Consider the following 18976-nt stretch of genomic DNA (forward strand, 5'->3'; position numbering starts at 1 on the left):
ATCGATGGCGCAGAATCGACGGCGTGGATCTCTCTGCGGACTGGGTCTCGTTGCTGGGCCACCTCGACCGGAACGTGACGTCCGGGCTGCTCTCGCCGGACACGGCGACGGTGACCGACCTGATGAGCAGTTATCGGGTGCCGGGGGTCAGCATCGCCGTCGGGCACGTGAGCGGGCAGGTGTGGGCGACGGGGTGCGGCGTGACGGGTGGCGAGACGTCGGCGCCGGTGACGGCCGGCACCGCGTTCGCGGCCTGTTCGATCAGTAAGCACGTCGCCGCGTTCGGCGCGTTGCTGCTGGTCCAGGAGGGTGTCGTCGATCTGGACACCGACGTCGACGCGTACCTCACCTCGTGGCAGCTGCTCGACCGCGCGGGTCGGCAGTCCCGCGTCACGGTCCGGCAACTGCTGGCGCACACGGCGGGTCTGTCCGACACCTGGTATCGCGGCTACGCCGCAGATCGCGCCCCGTCGCTGGTCCAGGTCCTGGAGGGCAGCGGCCTCACGACGACCCCACCGGTTCGGGCGACCCTCTTGCCCGGCAGTCGTTTCCGGTATTCGGGCAGCCACTACTCGGTGCTCCAGCAGTTGGTGGCGGACGCGACCGGAACTCCGTTCGAGGACCTCATGCGAACCCTGGTGCTGCGACCGTTGGCGATGGCCGACAGCAGCTTCGACAAGCGGTTTCCGCACCAGCGACCGCAGTTGGTGGCTCGTGGTCACCACGTGGGCGGCACCCGCGTTCCCGGCGGTTGGCGCGTACAGCCGGAGGCGGCCGCGGCCGGACTGTGGAGCACCCCGAGTGACCTGCTCCGGCTCGACCTGGAGATCGCCCGGGCGGCTGCGGGGGACTCGACGTTGCTCGGCCGCGACCTGGCCACCGAGATGTGGACACCGCAGATCGCCGGCGGTGGCTACGGGCTCGGCACCGAGATCGATGACCGCGCCGGGCACCGACGTTTCGGGCACACCGGGTTGAACGTCGGCTACACCTGTTTCTCCTACGTGTGGCCGGACAGCGGCACCGCGGTCGCCGCGATGACCAACTCCGAGGACGGCTGGGAGCTGCTGACCAGCATCCGCGCCGCCGCCGACCGCCGGTACGCCACAGGCGTCCCCGCCGCGCCGCTGGGTGGCGTGACGGGCCGCTACCTCCTGCGCGACGACTGTCCGATCGACATCGCGGTGACCGACGGCCACCTGACCTTCGCCGCCGCCGGCCAGCCACCGGTGGCCCTGCTGGCCGAACCCGACGGTCGCCACCTGCACCCGGGCCTCGACCTGGAGGTCCGGTTCCGGGAGAGCGACGACGGTTACCTTCTGGAGCTGCGGCAGGAAGGGGTCACGCAGACCGCGCGAAGCCAGTGAAGGAGGCGCGCTGCGTCCGTCTACCTGACCCGTGACTCTTTCAATGGTCCAGGCTGGTGAGGCGTCCGTCGCGCATCTGGACGGCCCGGTCGCAGCGCGCGGCGATGCCGTTGTCATGGGTGGCCATCACGACTGTCGTACCCTGCTCGTCGCGCAGTCTCAGCAACAGGTCGACGATCGCGGTGCCGGTCTGACTGTCCAGGTTGCCGGTGGGTTCGTCGGCCAGGAGCAGGGCGGGTTGGTTGATCAACGCGCGGGCGATGGCGACCCGTTGTTGCTGTCCGCCGGAGAGCCGCGACGGCAGGGCGGCGGCCCGGTCGGCGAGCCCGACCATCGCCAGCAGTTCGCGTGCCCGCGCGGCCTTGTCGAAGTCGGTGCGGAACGGAATCAGCGGCGCCATCACGTTGTCCAGGGCGGTGAGAGTGGGCAACAGGTGAAACCGCTGGAACACGAATCCCACCCGTCGTCGGTACGCCGCCAACGCCCGGCCGGACATGCCGGTCACCTCCTGGCCGCCGACGTCGATGCTGCCACCGTCACCCCGTTCGATGGCGCCGATCAGGTGCAGCAGTGTCGACTTGCCGGAGCCGCTCGGCCCGGTCAACGCGATCGCGGTGCCGGCGTCGATCGAGAGGCTCACGTCGTTGACCGCGATCAGCGGTGGGCCGTCGGGCAGCGGGAAGGACTTCCGCACATCGGTGAGACGAACCAGCGACGTGGTGGCCAGGGCCTCGACTGACGTCCGTTCCAAGGGACCTACTCCTTTGCCGCTCACCCGTCGGCGAGCAGTTGGGCCGTGGGTAGTCGGCGGAGCATTGCGATCGGCACCACGACCGAGACGGCGGAGACGACGACGCCGAACGCCAGCGCGACCACGGAGCACCAGATGAGCGGGGCGGTGACCCCACCTGCGAAGACCGCCGCGGCGCCCAGACCGGCGGCGGCGCCGAGCGTACCGCCGATGACGCCCATGCCGGTGGCCTCGACGATGACCAGCCGGTTCAGCATGGCGTCGGTCCAGCCGACGGCGCCGAACAGCGCGAACTCGGCCGCGCGCTCGGAGATGTTGAGATAGAGCACGTCGGCGACGGACACGATGCCCAGCACGATGGTGACCGCCACGGCTATGTGATCGACCGCGCGGGCCTGGAGGGTGACGGCAGCACCGAGCAACGTGCCGGTGAGCGCCCCGCGGAACGCGAACGTGATCGCCAGCAACATGGTCAGCGCGGCCACCCCGATCATCAGGCTCAGTGCGCCGAGCGCGGTCCGACCCGGTGTGCGGGCAAGGTTCGCCAGGGCGAGGGTCGTCAGTCGGCGCGGGGCCTGCCGGCGTACGGCGAGGCCCAGGACCGCAGGGCGGATGATCTCGCCGGGATCGGGTCGGGCGGCTCGCCAGGCGGGCCAGCCACCGGCGAGCAGCGCGAGGGCCACCGCCGCGGGTGCGGCGAGCAGGGTGTGACTCCAGGCGATGTTCAGCCCGAGGCCTAGTGCGATCCCGAGTGCGAGCCCGGTGCCCGCGACGCCCGCGGCGAGGCCGATGCCGACGATCTCGATGAACATCAGCTGGAGCAGATGTCGCCGGCCCCAGCCGAGGCAGGTGAGGATGCCGAACTCGGTGCGTCTGGCGCGGATGGCCGCGGTGTTGGCGTTGAGTACCGCCAGCGCGCACACGGTGAGCACCAGGACGGACAGCAGCACGCTCTTGCGGTCGGCCGCGCGGACGAGCACCGACGCGACACCCTTCCGCACCCACGGCTCGGCGACGGCGAGGTCTGGCCGACCGTAGTTTCCCGCCGGGTAGTGCACAGTCATCGCGGTGGGTGACGATCCCAGCGTGATGTCGACCTGCAGGCCGGTGCGTTGCGCGATCTCCTCGGCGATCACCCGGACCCGCTCCCGGGAGAGCGAGTCGATGCCCACATCCCCGGCCAGCCGCACCCGTACCACGCTGATCGGCGCGGCCGTGTTGAGCTGGTACTCGGGGTAGCTGGGTTCGGTGCTGTAGGCGCCGGGGTCGAAGACGGCCGGCAGGGCCTCCATCGTGGTGAGCATCAACGGCGGTTGGCTGAGCAGGCCCGTGACGTTCGAGTTGGGGGCCAGGCGGCGGCCGCCCAACGCCTGCCGGGACGCCTCGTCGGCGCCGTTCGCGCCCGGGTTGAAGTAGGTGTCCATGGGCACCGCCGACAACGCGCTGCCCAGCGAGATCCTGGCGGGGTCGAACGTGCCCACCGCGCCCAGCGCGGCATCCGGCATCTGCACGTCACCGGGTTGCGCCTCGTATCCGTGCGACAGGTTCTGATGGACCGCGACGCCGCTGCGCACGCTCGTGTCGGCGAACTCCATCGGCACCCGCCGCGACGACCCGCCGTCGTCGGCCCCCTGACCCCAGATCTTCAGGTCGTACGGGTCCGGCTGGGCGCGCAGGCCGTCCCCGGACTGCACCCTCTTCGGTGGTCCCACGGTCCAGAACTGGTCGAGCCACATCGTGTTCGCCGTCGCCAGGTCGTCCTCGACGCCCAGATCGTCGGGCCGGAGCATCCGGTTGACCATGTCCTGGTAGGGCTTCTGCACCGGCGTCGAGCTCTGCGCGACCGGGATGCCGACCTGGGTGCCCAGGGCTGCGCGTAGCCGCTGGTCGTCGGCGGTTGTCCGGACCAGGTCGGCCGCGTCCGGGTTCAGGCGCTGCACGGCCACGTCGAGTGTCGAGTCGACCTGGGGCTGGTCGGCGACCAGTACCGGTAGCACCGAGTACGGATACGGCATTCCGTCCAGTCGCCGTGACGTCGGCGCCTCCGCCGGTGTGAAGTAGCGGCCCGACGTCACGGCGTCATCCAGCCCCGCCAGCGCCGCCTCCGAGTCGGGGTCCACCGCTGCCATCAGGAACGGCACCGTCCACACCAGCGTGACGACGGGTCGCATCGCCTTGCCCTCGCGATCCGTCGATCCGGGACCGCCGACGCACGTCAGCGACGACCGGGCTCGCGGATCCGTCGGCGACAGCCAGTCCTGCTCGTTGACGGCGGCCGCCGCGGGGCAGATCTTCACCCGCCGGCCGTCGGCGTCGATCTCCTCGGGCGGCGGTAGGCCCCCGCCGCTCCTCAACTCGTCGTTGCGCACCACCTCCAGTCGGTTCCGCGTCACGTAGAGAAACGCCGGTCCGTCCGGGATGTGACTCAGCCCCGCGTCGGTCAGCCACGTCGGCTGAACCCGCAGCACCTGGCGCTCGGCGTTCGGGTCGAGGTGTTGCGACAGGTCGACCGTCACGGGCACGGTACGCATCACGTACCCGATCATCGCGACCGGCGCCGCCACCGACACCCCCTGCACCGCCTGGATCTCGTGCCACTGGGCAGGAGTGATTCCGCCATGTATGCCCGCCAACTGACCCGACTGGACGAGATTGCGCTCCTGCTCCAACGGCAGCACCGCATCCTTCGGCCGCACCAGAAGGTCGTAGACGGGGCGGTAATTGGCGCTCACGGTGCCGACCGCTTCCAGACGCGAGGTCACCGCGGCCCCGGTGAGCAGGGTGAACCCCGCTACGGCTATGGCGATCATCGACAGCAGGGCCACCGACCGACGCAGTCGTACTCGCCATTGCGACGCGGCTTTCGCCAGCATTGACGCACCATGCCCCGCATCATTGGTCCTCCAACGTGCGGCCACCGGCCGCATGGCGATCTCCGACCCTTGTTGTTGTAGCAGAAGGGCACGCGCCACGCGGATGCCGTGACCGTCGGTGAGACCGAGGGCCGGTGGGCGGCATGGTGTTGCGGTATTGCCAGCCCATTGGCATACATCTATAGTTGCGCGGATCACCACATTCATGGCCGTGGTCAACGCGGCCGAATCGTCGAAGCGCTTCGACGATTCGTCGTTCAGGCCCGTCAGCCGGGTGTCGAGCCTGGCCACGCCGGTCTCGACGCCCGCCGGGTGTCTGTCGTACGACATGAGGAGAACCGCATGCGGAACAGGCGCCTCCGGCGCGGAATCACCGCGCTCGCGCTCGCACTGCTCGCCCTGCCAGTCGTCCCCGGCACGGCGCACGCCGAACCCACCTACCCGTTCCGAGATCCACACCTGCCCGTGCAGGCAAGGGTCGACGACCTGCTCGGCCGGCTCACCCTGGACGAGAAGATCTCGTGGCTGCACCAGTACCAGCCGGCCGTTCCCCGGCTGGGCATCGGCCTGTTCAAGACCGGCACCGAGGCGCTGCACGGGGTCGCCTGGTCCACCGACATCGACAACAACGGTGCGGTCGTGAAGGCTCGCGGCACGTCCTTCCCGCAGCCGGTGGGCATGGCGAGCACCTGGGACACCGACCTGATCAAGCGGGTCGGCTCCGCCGTGGGCGACGAGGCGCGCGGCTACCACGCGCAGAACCCTCGGGTCTGGGGTCTCAACCTCTGGGCGCCGGTGGTCAATCTGCTGCGCGATCCCCGCTGGGGTCGCAACGAGGAGGGTTACTCCGAGGACCCGCTGCTCACCGCGAAGATCTCCACCGCGTACGGCACGGGCATGACAGGCGGGGACCCGGACCACCTGAAGAGCGCACCGACCCTCAAGCACTACCTGGCCTACAACAACGAGGTACGGCGTGACGTGACCTCGTCGAACGTACCGCCGAGGGTCTTGAACGAGTACGACCGCGCCGCCTTCGAGCCGGCCATCGCCGCCGACGCGGCCACCGGGGTGATGGCGTCGTACAACCTGGTGAACGGTCGTCCCGCCACTGTGGACCCGGACCTGGCCACTGTCGTGCGCGGCTGGACCGACCAGCCGCTGATGAACGTCACCGACGCCTGGGCGCCGAACAACCTCGTCGCCTCGCAGGGCTACTACGCCACCCAGCCCGAGGCGAATGCCGCGATCGTCAAGGCCGGTATCAACAGCTTCATCACCGACGACACCAACGCGCAGCCGACAGTCGCCGCCATCAAGCAGGCGCTGTCCTCCGGCCTGCTCACCGAGGGCGACATCGACGCCCGGATCTCCGAGACGCTCAACGTCCGGTTCCGCCTGGGTGAGTTCGACCCGGGCGGCGGTCGCTACGGCGGCATCACCCCGGAGGTCATCAACAGCCCGGAGCACCAGCGGCTGGCGCGTCAGGCCGCCGGCGAGGCGATGGTGCTGCTGAAGAACTCCCGGCAGGCGCTTCCGCTCAACGCGACCCGGACCCGCAAGGTGGCGGTGCTCGGCCCGCTGGCCGACACCCTCTACTCCGACTGGTACGGCGCTGACCTGCCGTACGAGGTGACCGCCCTGGACGGCATCCGCGAGCGGCTGGGCGGCTCCGCAAGCGTCAGCGGGCTCGACGGGGCGGACCGGATCGCCCTGAAGGACCCGGCGACCGGCCGGTACGTCACGGCCACCGGCACCACCGACGCCGACCCGGTCGCGGCGACCGGTGCCACCGCCTCGCTCGCCGCCCAGTTCGACGCGGTGGACTGGGGCCAGGGTGTGGTGACGCTGCGCAACGCCGCCAACGGCCGTTACCTCGGCTACAACTGGGGGCCCTTCATCACCCGTGACGAGCAGCCGAACGGCTGGTACGTCCAGCAGCAGTTCACGCTGGAGCCGCAGGCCGACGGCACCGTCGCGCTGCGCTATACCGGCTACGAGACGCAGGAGAGCTGGTTCGGCGTCAACACCTATGTCACTGTCGGCGGCGACGGCGCTCTCACGCTCGGCGCGTCCACCGCGGCGGACGCGACGCACTTCGCTCGCGAGGTGATCAGCAGCGGCGTCGACCGGGCCGTCGCGGCGGCCAAGGCCGCCGACACCGCCGTCCTGGTCGTCGGCAGCAACCCGTTCATCAACGGGCGCGAGGCGCACGACCGGACCTCGACGGCGTTGAGCGCCGGCCAGGAGGCGCTGGTCAAGGCCGTGACCAAGGCCAACCCGCACACAGTGCTGGTGCTGCAGACCAGCTACCCGGTCACCATCGGGTGGGAGCAGGAGCACGTCCCGGCGATCGTCTGGACCACCCACGCGGGCGCCGAGACCGGGCACGCCGTCGCCGACGTCCTGTTCGGCGACCGCAACCCGTCGGGCAGGCTCACCCAGACCTGGTACCGCTCGGACCGGCAACTACCGCCGGACCTGCTGGAGTACGACATCATCTCGTCCGGGCAGACCTACCTCTACAGCACCGCGAAGCCGCTCTACCCGTTCGGCCACGGGCTGTCGTACACCCGGTTCCGGTACGGCCAGCCCCGCGCCGACGCCCGGTCGGTCGCGGCCGACGGCACCGTCACGGTCACTGTCGACGTGACAAACACCGGCAGCCGGGCCGGGTCCGAGGTCGTCCAGCTCTACACCCACCAGCGCGCCTCGCGGGTGAAGACCCCGATCCGGGCGCTGAAGGCGTTCCAGCGGGTGGAGCTCGCACCCGGGCAGACCCGGGCCGTGACGCTCCGGCTGCCAGTCGCCGACCTGGCGAACTGGGACGTCACCCGGAGCCGGTGGGTGGTCGAGTCATCCACGTACGACCTGCTTGTCGGCGCGAACGCCGAGGACATCCGGGCCCGGACGGCTGTCGCGGTGCGCGGCGAGACGATCCCGGCCCGGGACCTCTCCCGGACCACCAGGGCCGAGAACTTCGATCGGTACGCGGGGGTCCGGCTCGTCGACGAGTCGAAGGCGCGGGGTACGGCCGTCGGCGCCACCGCCGCCGGCCAGTGGATCTCCTTCACCGGTTCCGCCCTGCGCCCCGGCGCCCACACGTTCACGGCGAGGGTCGCCAGGGCCACGGTGGGTACCGGCACGATCCAGGTCCGGCTGGGCTCACCCACCGGCCGGCTGCTCGGTACGGCAACCGTGCCCAGCACCGGCGACGACTACCGGTACGTGAGCGTCAGCGCCGAGGTGGCCCGGGCCGCCGGCACGCAGGACGTGTACCTGGTGTTCGACTCCGCGCTGCGGCTGGCGGACTTCTCCCTCAGCTGACGAGGTGGCTCGGGTCGGGGTGCCGTTCGGCCCCGGCCCGAGCCGGTCGAGACCGCGCTTCGTCACCGGAAAGCACGGCTGAAATTCATCGGATGATCTGGCGGAGGCCAGTAGTCGCGGTGGTTGTTTTGCCCCACCTTGAAGCTGTTTACGCATAGACAGGTTACGATCTCGTATTGCAGTCGTCACACGTGTGACTTACGCTCCGGGAGACAGTTCGTAGCGATTGGCAAAAGAGTGCGGCCGGGCGGCAGGTGCCCCCGCCGGTCCTTAAGTGGCGTCGCTGTTTCCTGCTCGTCGCTCGATACACGCCTCAGGCACCACATCGACGACCAGGAAAGGAACAGCACGTGAGATCAGCCGCATCCACCACCCGTACGGCACTGATCGCGGCGGCGATGCTCGTCGCCGCCACGCTGCCGGCCGTGATGACACAGCAACGGCCGGCCATGGCCGCTGCCCAGGCCACCTACTACGTCGCCCCGGACGGAAACGACGCCAATCCCGGGACGCTCGAAGCGCCGTTCAAGAGTCTGCAACGTGCGCGGGACGTTGTCCGTACGGTGAACACGAACATGACCGGCGACATCAACGTGTATCTGCGCGGTGGCACCTATCCGGTGAGCAGCACCGTCGAGTTCGGGTCGAGTGACTCCGGCACCAACGGCTTCCGGGTCGTCTACGCCGCCTACAACAACGAGACCCCGGTCCTCGACGGTGGTGTTCCGGTGACCGGCTGGACCCAGCACAGCGGCAACATCTGGAAGGCCCCGCTGGACCGCAGCACCAAGCTGCGGGCGCTCTACGTCAACGACAAGCGGGCGCAGATGGCGTCGAAGACGATCAGCTCGGGAGGGTGCTACGGCACCTACACCGTCACGGCCGGCCAGGCCGCCTGGGCGTGGGAGTCGGGGTCGCAGTGCGACGGCGCCAAATACAGCCTGAACGACTTCCCCGCCATCGCCCGCAACCAGGACGACCTGGAGATCGAGACGGGGACGACCTGGACCACGGCCATCGTGGGCGTCCGCCAGGTGACCACGAGCTCCGACGGCGCGAACCGGGTCGCCCTGTTCCAGCAGCCGGGCGCGGCCATCGCGCAGGGCTCGTTCAACGGCAACGCCCAGGTCGGCGGCACCCACAAGCTCATGAACGCGTACGAGTTCCTGGACGCGCCCGGCGAGTTCTACTTCGACAAGAGCAGCAAGACCGTCTACTACTACAAGGCCAGCACCGAGGACATGTCGACCGCGTCGGCCTTCGCGCCGAACAACGTCACCACAGTGCTGCGGGTCGCCGGCACCTCCACGAGCAGCCACGCGCGCAACATCACCTTCTCCGGCCTGACCGTGCAGCACTCCGACTGGAACCTGTTCAACGTCGCGGGCTCGTCCTTCAAGCAGGCGCAGCAGGGCAACCTCGGCGCCCAGGTGTACGCCAAGGGCAACTTCCACGTCTACTACTACCGCAACGTGGACGTCACGCCCGGCATCGTCCAGGTGCAGAACGCCGACGGGATCCTCCTGCAACGCAATCGGATCCAGCACACCGGCGCCGACGGGATCAGCATGGTCAACGACGTGCAGAACACGCAGTTGATCGGGAACTACACCAACGACGTCGCCGGATCCGCCATCGACGTCGGCCATCCCCAGCACGTCTACATCGGAGACGGCACGTCGACCAACCGGGAGAAGTACTCCCCGCAGGTCGAGGGGCTGCCGAAGAACATCGACATCAAGAACAACTACCTGTACGACAGCGCGGTCCTGTTCAACGGACACAGCCCCATCTCGGCGTACTTCGTCGACACCCTGACGATCCAGCACAACCGGATCGAGAAGGCCCCCTGGTCCGGCATCACGATGGGCTGGGGCTGGTGGAACTTCGACGGGTCATCGGGCTCGATCGTGCCCAACCGGCCGACCACGACCGCGCGGAACAACACCATCAGCTACAACCACATCGTCGACACGGTCCAGCGCCTCAGCGACACGGCGCCCATCTACACGCTGGGCAGCCAACCCGGGACGACGATCACCAACAACTACTTCCAGGGCGTGCCCTCGGGCCACAAGTACGGACTCCACCCGGACGAGGGATCGGCGTTCATCACCTTCCGGGACAACGTCCTGAACATCGACAAGAACGTCACCTGGATGATCAACTCCGACGACTTCGGCCGGAAGCACGATCTGAGCATCACGCAGATCTACGGCCCGATCAACAAGGTCTCGAACAAGAACCTGCCGAACAGCACTGTCGCCGACATCCTCGTCTCGTCCGACTACGTCTGGCCGGCGGCGGCCTACAGCATCGCGGCTAACTCCGGCCTGGAGGACGCCTACCGGGACATCATCCCGGCGAGCAGGTTCTCCGCACCGAACTACGTGCTGCCGGCCAGCACGTTCGTCACCAGCGCCACGGCGACGATCCCGATCCGCAGCACCGGCGACGCCACCAAGTCGGTCTGGCTGGCGCCGTCCGGCACGACCACCTTCACCGCCGGGGCGACGATGACCAGGGCGGCCGGCACCGCCACGTCCATCGCCGTGCCGGCAACCCAGGGCGAGTACCGGCTCTTCGTCGTCGACGCACAGGGCAACCGGTCGGCCGAGTCGACGTCGATCGTCCGGCAGCAGAGCGGCGGCGGCACTCCGCAGGGCGGGCAGCTCGTGGGCGGTCAGTCCGGCCGGTGCGTGGAGGTCCCCAACTCCTCCACCACCAACGGCACCCAGGTGCAGCTCTGGGACTGCGGCAGCGGCACGAACCAGCGGTGGACCTCCACCGCCAGCAAGCAACTGACGGTGTACGGCAACAAGTGCCTCGACGCGTCCGGGGCGGGCACTGCCAACGGCACCCAGGTCATCATCTGGGACTGCCACGGCGGCCTCAACCAGCAGTGGAACGTCAACACCAACGGCACCATCACCAACGGCCAGTCCGGGCTCTGCCTCGACGCCAACGGCGCGGCCAGCGCCAACGGCACGAAGATCATCCTCTGGTCGTGCAACGGTGGCGCGAACCAGCGGTGGAGCCTGCGGAGCTGACCGACCGACCACACCGGGGCCGGGCCGATCACGGCCCGGCCCCGGGCCGTTCCCGCTGCCGCCCACACCTCGTCGGTGCCGCATGTGCTACCGGACAACAAGTGGGTAATGGTGGGTGATGAAGACAACCTGGAAGCCTCACGAGAAGCACGGCGGCCTGTCGGAGAAGGACAAGCGCGAATTGCCGGAGAGCGTTTTCGCGTTCCCCGACGAGCGCAAGGAACCGATGACCGACGCGAGCCACGTCCGTAACGCCATCGCCCGCTTCGACCAGGTGCAGGGCGTCACCGACAAGGACCGCGACCTGGCCTTTCAGAACATCCTCGCCGCCGCCAAGCACTACGGCGTCGACGTCGCGGAGACGAACTGGCGGCAACTCGGCAAGCTGCCGCACACGCCCAACCCCGCGCACTGAACCCCGGTGCGGGACGGGTCCGAAAGCAGAATCGGGGACGTGTTAACGTCTCTTCCCGTTGCCGGCGAGCGCCGCTAGCTCAACTGGCAGAGCAGCGGACTCTTAATCCGCGGGTTCGGGGTTCGAGTCCCTGGCGGCGCACCAAACAAAGGCCCTGACCTGGTGGTTCACACTGGGTCGGGGCCTTTTTCGCGTACGCCGGTGGTGGGTGGTCGCTCGGTGGGTGCTCGGGAGCCGATGGACCGGGGTGGCGTCGGTGGGACGCGGCGCCGCGGGGTGCTCCGGGACCCGGTCGGCGGCTGCCGGCGCGGGATGGTCGGGCGGCGGCCGGGAATTGCGGCTGTCGATGATTCCGGATCGGTTCCGGTTGGCGGTTCCCGAATGGGCTCGGAGCCGAGGTCCGGCGATCTCGGCGGAACGCGGTATGCCGGTTCTGCGGCTTCTGCCGTCAACTCTTCGACTGATTCGGTGAACAGTGATCATGGAAAACGTCTCACAAAACCCGTTTTGAGGGGTGCGGGAGTTCTTCTGGGGCGTCACCGCGGCGCCGGATCGCCGGGATGGCGGGACGTCGACGGGGTGGGGGATCATCGATGGGTGGCCGGTGGTCGTGAGCTGTCGCTCGGCGGATCCTGTCGTTTCTGGCATCGCAGGGTGGGCCACCACGAGCGACATCGCGGTGGTGGTGGTGGAGGTGCCGCGGTTGACCGCCCACCGGGATCTCACCTGGTGCACAACTTGGGCCTGGTGGGCCGGGAGCGGTCGGCGGAGGAACCGTCGGTGCGGGGCAACGGTAGGCAGCACACTCTTTTGCCGCAGATCGCGCGGCTCGGTACGGCCGTCCGCGAGGCCGGCGAGATGGCGTTGTGGGTTCAGGTACGCGAGCTGGCGCCGACGGAGGGAGCGGTGCCGATGGCGCTGATGGTGTCGGCCCTGCTTGAATGTCCCGCGGTAGACAGAGGAGCTGTAGCTGATCGGGATCGGCCCCGGCCTGCCCTACGCTGACGCCATGAGGGAACGGGGCGTGAACCAAACTCGAGCGCTGGCCCTACCCGGCGGATGCTGATGGACCGGCAGGCGGCGGTGCCGACTCGCGTGCTCCCGGACGAGGTCCGGGCTGACGTCGAGACATTGTGGCGCTACCACGACATGCGCCACGAGTTGCGCCCTTGCGACGTGGGCATCGGGTTGGGAAGCCATGACCTCGGCGTTGCGGTAATCGCAACGCGGCTGTTTCAAGCGGGCCTGTTTCCATGGATCGTTTTTACCGGTGCGAACGCCCCGACCACTGTCGAACGGTTCCCGCGTGGAGAGGCGGTCCACTACCGCGAGTACGCCGTTGGGCAGGGTGTGCCCCCGGAAGCGATTCTTGTGGAGCCGCGTGCCACGAACACCGCCCAGAACCTGGAGTACTCGCGCCAGCTCCTGACCGAACACCGGATCCCGGTGAAGTCGGTGCTGATCATGTCGCGGCCCTACCAGCAGCGTCGGGCCTACGCCACCTGCAGGCTGATGTGGCCGGAGGTCGATGTGGTGTGCGCGTCGAACCCACTCGAACTGGACGACTACGTGCGCAGCATCGGCGATCCCCGGCGGGTAGTGGACATGCTGGTGGGCGACACGCAGCGGATCGAGGTGTACGCGGAGCGCGGGTTCGCGATCCCGCAGGAGACGCCGGACGAGGTACGGGCGGCCTTCGAGCGCCTGGTAGCGGCTGGCTACACGAGCCGGCTGATTTGAGCCCGGCTACCAGCGCGGTCCTCCCGATCGAACGCCCATCCGGTCGCTGAGTTCGACGGCCAGTCGAGGCGGCCGAGGGCGGGTGAGGATGTCCCGGACAAGGTCGCGGGAGAGCTGGTGGTAGCGCACCTGGTCGGGGCCCATGACCTCGGCGTCCAGAAGCGCCGCGAGCGCGTCGTCGATGCGGTTCCACCGGGCAAGTGCCCGGGCGGTTTCGATGGCGTGCCGAACCTGCCGCTCGACGGGCACCGTGCTGGTGTCGAGTGGGGCGCCGATGGCGATGGCGCGCTGCACGTCGCCGAGTTCCATCGCCACTGTCGTCTTGTGGATCGACACGTTGGTCGGCCCGAAGGCGGTCCAGACGTGGTTGCCATCGGCGCCGAGCCGCCGTGCGGCGGCATCGGCCTCGGCGATGTGGGTGTCGGCGGAGGCGCGGTCGTCGTCTCGGGCGGCGGCCAGCGCGCAGACGAGGTGCAGGCTGCCGTAGACCGACAGCAGCTGCGGAGTGGGTTTGGCGAGCCGTGGTTCCAGGAATTGCGCCGCCGTGGCGGCGAGGCCACGAGCCTGCGCATATTCGCCGATGGACGCCAGCGAGTGCGCGGCGGAACGGCTGAGCGAGCCGATGACGACGTGGTCGTGGCTGGCGTTGGCGGCGGCCAGTCCACGGCTGGCGGCGGTCCACGCGAGGTCACCTTCGCCGAGCTTGGTGAGGAACAACGCGGCGAGCTGATGGGCGTAGGCGGTCATCGCGTGCGCTCGCTGGCCATCGCCTCCGTCGTACGCCTCCGTGGCGGTGAGGCAGTCATGGATGAGGTAGGGCAGCCGACGGGCAAGGGTGCCGTATCGCGAGTGCTGGTAGGCGGTCCAGATCTCGGCGACGTCGATCTCGATCTCGCGCAGGGCGGGGGCCGCGATGTCCCCCGTGCTGGCCAGCGTCGGGGCGAGGTGACGATAGTCGTGAAGCGCGGCCCGCAAGGCCGGGATGGTCTCGCGCCCTGAGTCGTCCGACCACTCGAACAGGCTCGGTGCACCGATCAGGTCGCCGAGGGACACGTCGAGGGCTTTGGCGATCGCGCGTATGACTGACAGCCGGTCGAGGTCGGCCCGGTTCGTCTCGACCTTGCGTAACCACTCCTGGGTCTTGCCGACCAGACCGGCCAGCACCTCCTGGGAGAGCCCTCGTCGACGCCGGTAGAAGGCGACGCGCTGGCCGATCGTCATGTCGTCCGTCATCCCTCGCACACCATCACCCTGCCCGCTGGAGGCCGCCAGACCCGGTAAGGATTTTCCCGGTCCTCCGTATGAACCGCCCCTACGTTCAGTTCACCCCAGATCACCGGCGCGTGTCGATGCCGGTGTCGGGGATGACTAACAGGGAGCTGCAGATGGAGGGATCGATGGGCGGCGCACCACACCACGGCTTGGGCCGCTGGCTCGGCCCGTCCTGGAACGAACTGTCTCGGTGTTCTCCCCGTCTGCGTACCGCCATGAGGGCTGCGTGGGTGGGTGATCGGCGGCCTACTCCCAGCCGCCGTGATGCGGCGGCGGGCTCGCCATTCCCCCGGCGAGCCCGCCGCTCATCGTTCCTGGCGGGGGTGGAGGCATGACGGTGTACGTCTCGCGTAACGCGATGGCCAGCCAGTCCCGGCGCCCCGAGCCCAGGTGGACGTCCTTACAGGGGCAGGTGCGGCGCGCTGATCCTCCGCTGCTCACCTTCGTTCGGCGTCGGCTGTTCGAGCAGCAGGCCCGCGAGGGCGGTCGCCGGTGACCGGGCAACAGCGCCGTCTCGCGGCGAACCGGGTCGCGCCAGCCGAGGTGGAACATCTGCCGATGTGCCCGCTGTGGCTGTGCCGCCGGTGCGGGCAGCCATGGCCCTGCGGCGCGGCGAAGCTCGCGCTCCTCGCCGAGTACCGGGAAGAGCCGGTGAGCCTGTTCCTCTACCTGGCCGGCTGCCTGCACGACGCGATCGACGACCTGCATCGGCTCAACCCGAGCGTCACGGGCAGCGCCGCCGACATGTTCGACCGGTTCCTCGGCTGGCCCGCCCGCCACACCCGTGCCTACCGCGTCAGTACCACGACGGCCGCCAACATCGAAGAGGCCTCCTCGTGAATGGCATCGGCCTCATCAACGCGACCGGCCAGCCGGCGGTCGCCGGCAGCTTCCACACCCTGGTCGTGCAGCCGACGAGCTTCTGCAACCTCGACTGCACCTACTGCTACCTGCCCGACCGGAGATCCCTCCGCCTGATGAGCGGCGCGGTCGCGCAGGCTTGCGCCGGGTCGATCGCCCAGCAGAACAGCGAGCATCCGGTGAGCGTCGTGTGGCACGGGGGCGAACCCACCGCCACACCCACCGGGTTGTTCCGGGATCTACTAGACCCATTCGAGGAGCTCCGCCGCGCGGGGATGGTGCGTCACGAGATCCAAACGAACGCGACGTTGATCAACCGACAATGGTGCGAGCTCTTCACCACCTACGGCTTCGAGATCGGGGTCAGCATCGACGGACCGGGCGCGCTGAACCGGAACCGCCTCGACCGGGCCGGCACGTCAACAGACGCCCGCACTCTGCGCGGCATACAGACCCTGGCCGACGCAGGGCTGAGGTACTCGGTGATCTGTGTAGTCACCCCGGAAACCATCGATCACGCGGAAGCCCTCATCGATTTCTTCACCGGCCTGCCCGGCTGCGAGTCGGTGGGCTTCAACATCGAAGAGCAGGAGGGCGCCGACCGGGCACCGGTGTCGGAGGACGCCGCGTACCGGTTCTGGCAGCGCCTTGTCGAACGTCGCGCCGGCGGCAGCCCTCTGCGGATCCGCGACGTGGACCGGCTGGCCGACTATCTCGCCGCCACCCGCGCCGGCCGCGTCGACCACGAGCCGTACGAGCCGATCCCGACCGTCTCTTGGGATGGGCAGGTGGTGCTGCTGTCACCGGAACTGCTCGGCATCACCGAGCCGCGATACGGCGACTTCATCGCCGGCAACGTCCTTCATCAGCCCATCACCGCCATGCTCGCCGGCGCCGGCGACCTGGGCTACGTCGCCGAGTTCGTCACGGCCCTCAACGACTGCGCCGACCACTGCGCCTTCTACGACTTCTGCCGCGGCGCCCAGGCCGGCAACCGCTACTTCGAGCACGCGACGTTCACCGCCCGAGAGACGACCTACTGCCGGACCACTCGACAGGCCCTCGTTCGTGCCGCCGCGGACCACCTCACCCCTCAAGGAGGAGCACCATGACCAATGCTCTCGCGACTCTCGTCAACGCCGCACCCGAGCAACTCGCTCGCCTCGGCGTCGACCCGCAGCGGTCGGTAGCGTCGATCGACGCGGCGAAGTTCGACAACCGCCCCGCCTGGGCTAACAAGGGTAAGTTCGACAGCCGACCCGGCTGGGACAACTGGAACAAGAAAAAGTAGCCCCACCACGGGACCCGCGGGGTGGCGTGCCTACCCCGCGCGCACACAGGTTGAGGACACATGCGCACCACCACGATCGGCGACGTGAAGGTCCTGCTGCCGGACCTCGAACCGGACGACCTCGACACCACGACGGACCTGGCCGGCACCCTCACCGAGGCCCTCGTCGAGGGCGCCGCCTGGCGCAGTGCCCACCTTGAGGACGCCCGTATCCGCAGCAGTCTGATCACCGGCGTGGACCTGAGCGAGAGCACCTGGGAAGCCGGCCGCCTCTACGGCTGCGAGATCACCCGCACCGACTTCTCCGGCGCGACCCTGACCAGCATCACCATCGAGCGCTGCGCCATTACCGGCTCCCGATTCACCGGCACCAGACTCACCGACGTACGCCTCAAGGACGTCCTGTTCGACGGCTGTCGCTTCGACTACGCCACCTTCCAACGCGTCACCGCCGCCGGCTCGGTCGCGTTTACCGACTGCACTTTCGCCAACGGCGCGTGGTCTTCCTGCCGACTACCGCGCATCGCGCTGCGGTCATGTGACCTCGCCGGACTGGAATTGGACTCTTGCCACCTCGACGGCACCGACCTGCGGGGCAACCGGCTCCAGGGCCTCAAGACGCCGCTGGACAACCTGCGCGGCGTCACCCTCGGCGAGGACCAACTTCCTGACCTCACCCAGTTGGCCGTCGCCGCCCTCGAACTCACCGTGCGCAACGACTGAAGCCGAGGAGGCGTCGTGCTCGCTGAACCCACTGGCAGCCCGGACACGATCCTCGTCTGCGTCCGGGGCAACTCCGGCTCCGGCAAGAGCAGCATCGCCCGCGAGCTACGACGCCGGAACGGCCGGGGCTGCGCCCTGGTTGAGCAGGACTACCTGCGCCGCATCCTGCTGCGCGAACGGGACAAGCCCGGCGGCATCGCGCCTGCGCTGATCGCGCAGACCGTTCGGTTCGCGCTTGACCACGGCTATCACGTGGTGCTGGAGGGCATCATGCACAGCAGCCGCTACCGAAGCGTGCTGGCCGCCCTGCGGGACGGCCACCGCGGGCGGTCCCTGTTCTGCTACCTCGACGTGTCCCTGGCCGAGACCCTGCGCCGGCACCTCACACGCCCGCAGGTCAGTGAGTTCACCGCCGAGCACATGAGCGGCTGGTACGCCGCCCACGACGTCCTGGGCTGGCCCGACGAACTCGTCCTACCCGAGACCACTGGACTGAACGAGGCCGTCAACGCCATCGCCACTGTGGCCGGGCTACCCCAGACCGGACGCGACGACGACCTGCTACCGGACGTTCCGTCCCCGTAGAGCAGCCAAGCGGCCTACTGATATCGCCCCATCAGGCCACAGCGAGCCGACGCTCTCGTACCCGTGCCACCAGGTGATCGATCAACTCGGGGCTGAGGCCGTCGCGGCCAGCCGGAGCGAACGCCACGGTCGATGCTGCCACCCCTGTGGCAGCATCGACATTGCTGAGCAAGACTGGACCGTTCTACAGGGAGTGCGTATGGCGCTGGGTCCCGTACTGGTGATCGGTCTTGATCCGGCACGGATCCCGGGGTGGGACCCGGAGCCTGTGGTGGCGGCGATAGCGCGCGGTCAGGCCCGTTTCGCGGAGCATGACGTCGAGGCCGATCTGTGCCTGGTCGCGCCCGACGACGACGCCGAAGCCGCTGTTGTCGAGGCCCTGACCCGCAGGGGCTACGCCTGCGTGGTGGTCGGTGGAGGCATCCGCAAGCACGAGCCGCTGCTCCCGCTCTTCGAGAAGGTGGTCAATCTCGTCCGGCAGTACGCTCCCGGCGCGGCGATCGCCTTCAACAGCACCCCGGAGGACACTGCCGACGCCGCGCTGCGGTGGCTGCCCGGTGACACGGGAGAACGCCGCACCCCTTGACGGCAGCCTGGTCAGCTCTTGGCGGCGGTCGCTGACGCGTACCGGATCAACGAGCGGGGTGGGCCGCGGGGCCGGCGAGCCACGGTTGCGACCACTGCCCGACAGTGCGCGGGAACAAGGGCGGACCGGCCCTAC

At 69.0% G+C, this 18976-nt stretch carries 15 protein-coding genes and 1 tRNA gene; 13 read left to right on the plus strand and 3 right to left on the minus strand.

Annotated features, from left to right (window positions below):
- The first annotated feature begins 23 nt into the window (after nucleotides 1-23).
- On the plus strand, nucleotides 24-1367 hold the full coding sequence (locus ACGFIE_RS13645) for a serine hydrolase domain-containing protein (protein ID WP_393294274.1): 1344 nt from the start codon (nucleotides 24-26) through the stop codon (nucleotides 1365-1367).
- A 40-nt stretch (nucleotides 1368-1407) separates the two neighbouring features.
- Here ACGFIE_RS13645 and ACGFIE_RS13650 read toward each other — a convergent pair whose 3' ends face one another.
- Entirely contained in the window at nucleotides 1408-2118 is a 711-nt protein-coding gene (locus ACGFIE_RS13650; protein WP_393294276.1) for an ABC transporter ATP-binding protein, read from the minus strand.
- A 20-nt stretch (nucleotides 2119-2138) separates the two neighbouring features.
- Nucleotides 2139-5321: an FtsX-like permease family protein gene (locus ACGFIE_RS13655; RefSeq protein ID WP_393294278.1), complete on the minus strand. Its 3183-nt coding sequence runs from the start codon at nucleotides 5319-5321 to the stop codon at nucleotides 2139-2141.
- A gap of 12 nt (nucleotides 5322-5333) precedes the next feature.
- On the opposite strand from ACGFIE_RS13655, the gene ACGFIE_RS13660 reads away from it, so the two are divergent.
- The 5 genes from ACGFIE_RS13660 (at nucleotide 5334) to ACGFIE_RS13680 (ending at nucleotide 13523) form a co-directional block, all read left to right on the plus strand.
- Nucleotides 5334-8318, plus strand: a complete 2985-nt coding sequence (locus ACGFIE_RS13660) for a glycoside hydrolase family 3 C-terminal domain-containing protein (protein WP_393294280.1) — start codon at nucleotides 5334-5336, stop codon at nucleotides 8316-8318.
- Between the two features lie 350 nt (nucleotides 8319-8668).
- Nucleotides 8669-11368, plus strand: a complete 2700-nt coding sequence (locus tag ACGFIE_RS13665; protein ID WP_393294282.1) for an RICIN domain-containing protein — start codon at nucleotides 8669-8671, stop codon at nucleotides 11366-11368.
- Between the two features lie 118 nt (nucleotides 11369-11486).
- Nucleotides 11487-11783: a DUF6582 domain-containing protein gene (locus tag ACGFIE_RS13670; protein WP_007456213.1), complete on the plus strand. Its 297-nt coding sequence runs from the start codon at nucleotides 11487-11489 to the stop codon at nucleotides 11781-11783.
- Between the two features lie 68 nt (nucleotides 11784-11851).
- Nucleotides 11852-11927 (plus strand) — tRNA-Lys (locus ACGFIE_RS13675).
- Nucleotides 11928-12842: 915 nt separating this feature from the next.
- The gene (locus tag ACGFIE_RS13680) at nucleotides 12843-13523 is read left to right on the plus strand and encodes a YdcF family protein (protein WP_393294284.1); all 681 of its coding nucleotides are present in this window, start codon (nucleotides 12843-12845) and stop codon (nucleotides 13521-13523) included.
- Between the two features lie 6 nt (nucleotides 13524-13529).
- Here the strand turns inward: ACGFIE_RS13680 and ACGFIE_RS13685 are convergent, their stop codons facing one another.
- The gene (locus ACGFIE_RS13685) at nucleotides 13530-14756 is read right to left on the minus strand and encodes a helix-turn-helix domain-containing protein (protein ID WP_393294286.1); all 1227 of its coding nucleotides are present in this window, start codon (nucleotides 14754-14756) and stop codon (nucleotides 13530-13532) included.
- Between the two features lie 370 nt (nucleotides 14757-15126).
- Between ACGFIE_RS13685 and amcA (ACGFIE_RS13690) the strand changes: the two genes are divergently transcribed.
- The 7 genes from amcA (ACGFIE_RS13690) to ACGFIE_RS13720 all read left to right on the plus strand — a co-directional run bounded on the left by amcA (ACGFIE_RS13690) (nucleotide 15127) and on the right by ACGFIE_RS13720 (nucleotide 18841).
- Entirely contained in the window at nucleotides 15127-15291 is a 165-nt protein-coding gene (amcA, locus tag ACGFIE_RS13690; RefSeq protein WP_363679132.1) for a multiple cyclophane-containing RiPP AmcA, read from the plus strand.
- Nucleotides 15288-15635 (plus strand): hypothetical protein, encoded by a 348-nt coding sequence (locus ACGFIE_RS13695; RefSeq protein WP_393294288.1) that lies wholly within the window; start codon nucleotides 15288-15290, stop codon nucleotides 15633-15635. Before amcA (ACGFIE_RS13690) ends, ACGFIE_RS13695 begins: the two co-directional genes overlap by 4 nt.
- Nucleotides 15632-16768 (plus strand): cyclophane-forming radical SAM peptide maturase AmcB, encoded by a 1137-nt coding sequence (amcB, locus tag ACGFIE_RS13700; RefSeq protein WP_393294290.1) that lies wholly within the window; start codon nucleotides 15632-15634, stop codon nucleotides 16766-16768. The genes ACGFIE_RS13695 and amcB overlap by 4 nt, the downstream gene beginning before the upstream one ends.
- Entirely contained in the window at nucleotides 16765-16947 is a 183-nt protein-coding gene (amcA, locus tag ACGFIE_RS13705) for a multiple cyclophane-containing RiPP AmcA (protein WP_363679138.1), read from the plus strand. Before amcB ends, amcA (ACGFIE_RS13705) begins: the two co-directional genes overlap by 4 nt.
- Nucleotides 16948-17007: 60 nt before the next feature.
- Nucleotides 17008-17670, plus strand: a complete 663-nt coding sequence (locus ACGFIE_RS13710; RefSeq protein WP_363679140.1) for a pentapeptide repeat-containing protein — start codon at nucleotides 17008-17010, stop codon at nucleotides 17668-17670.
- A 15-nt stretch (nucleotides 17671-17685) separates the two neighbouring features.
- Nucleotides 17686-18255, plus strand: a complete 570-nt coding sequence (locus ACGFIE_RS13715) for a kinase (protein WP_363679142.1) — start codon at nucleotides 17686-17688, stop codon at nucleotides 18253-18255.
- A gap of 199 nt (nucleotides 18256-18454) precedes the next feature.
- Nucleotides 18455-18841: a hypothetical protein gene (locus ACGFIE_RS13720; RefSeq protein ID WP_393294293.1), complete on the plus strand. Its 387-nt coding sequence runs from the start codon at nucleotides 18455-18457 to the stop codon at nucleotides 18839-18841.
- Nucleotides 18842-18976: the final 135 nt, after the last annotated feature.

Source organism: Micromonospora sp. NPDC049275, from assembly GCF_043197115.1.
Lineage (GTDB): Bacteria > Actinomycetota > Actinomycetes > Mycobacteriales > Micromonosporaceae > Micromonospora.

Coding starts and splice junctions, on each gene's coding strand:
- ACGFIE_RS13655 (WP_393294278.1), bottom strand. CDS start 5,321: ATGTCGTACGACAGACACCCGGCGGGCGTCGAGACCGGCGTGGCCAGG.
- ACGFIE_RS13685 (WP_393294286.1), bottom strand. CDS start 14,756: ATGACGGACGACATGACGATCGGCCAGCGCGTCGCCTTCTACCGGCGT.
- amcA (WP_363679132.1), top strand. CDS start 15,127: ATGACGGTGTACGTCTCGCGTAACGCGATGGCCAGCCAGTCCCGGCGC.
- ACGFIE_RS13710 (WP_363679140.1), top strand. CDS start 17,008: ATGCGCACCACCACGATCGGCGACGTGAAGGTCCTGCTGCCGGACCTC.
- ACGFIE_RS13660 (WP_393294280.1), top strand. CDS start 5,334: ATGCGGAACAGGCGCCTCCGGCGCGGAATCACCGCGCTCGCGCTCGCA.
- ACGFIE_RS13720 (WP_393294293.1), top strand. CDS start 18,455: ATGGCGCTGGGTCCCGTACTGGTGATCGGTCTTGATCCGGCACGGATC.
- ACGFIE_RS13680 (WP_393294284.1), top strand. CDS start 12,843: ATGCTGATGGACCGGCAGGCGGCGGTGCCGACTCGCGTGCTCCCGGAC.
- amcA (WP_363679138.1), top strand. CDS start 16,765: ATGACCAATGCTCTCGCGACTCTCGTCAACGCCGCACCCGAGCAACTC.
- ACGFIE_RS13670 (WP_007456213.1), top strand. CDS start 11,487: ATGAAGACAACCTGGAAGCCTCACGAGAAGCACGGCGGCCTGTCGGAG.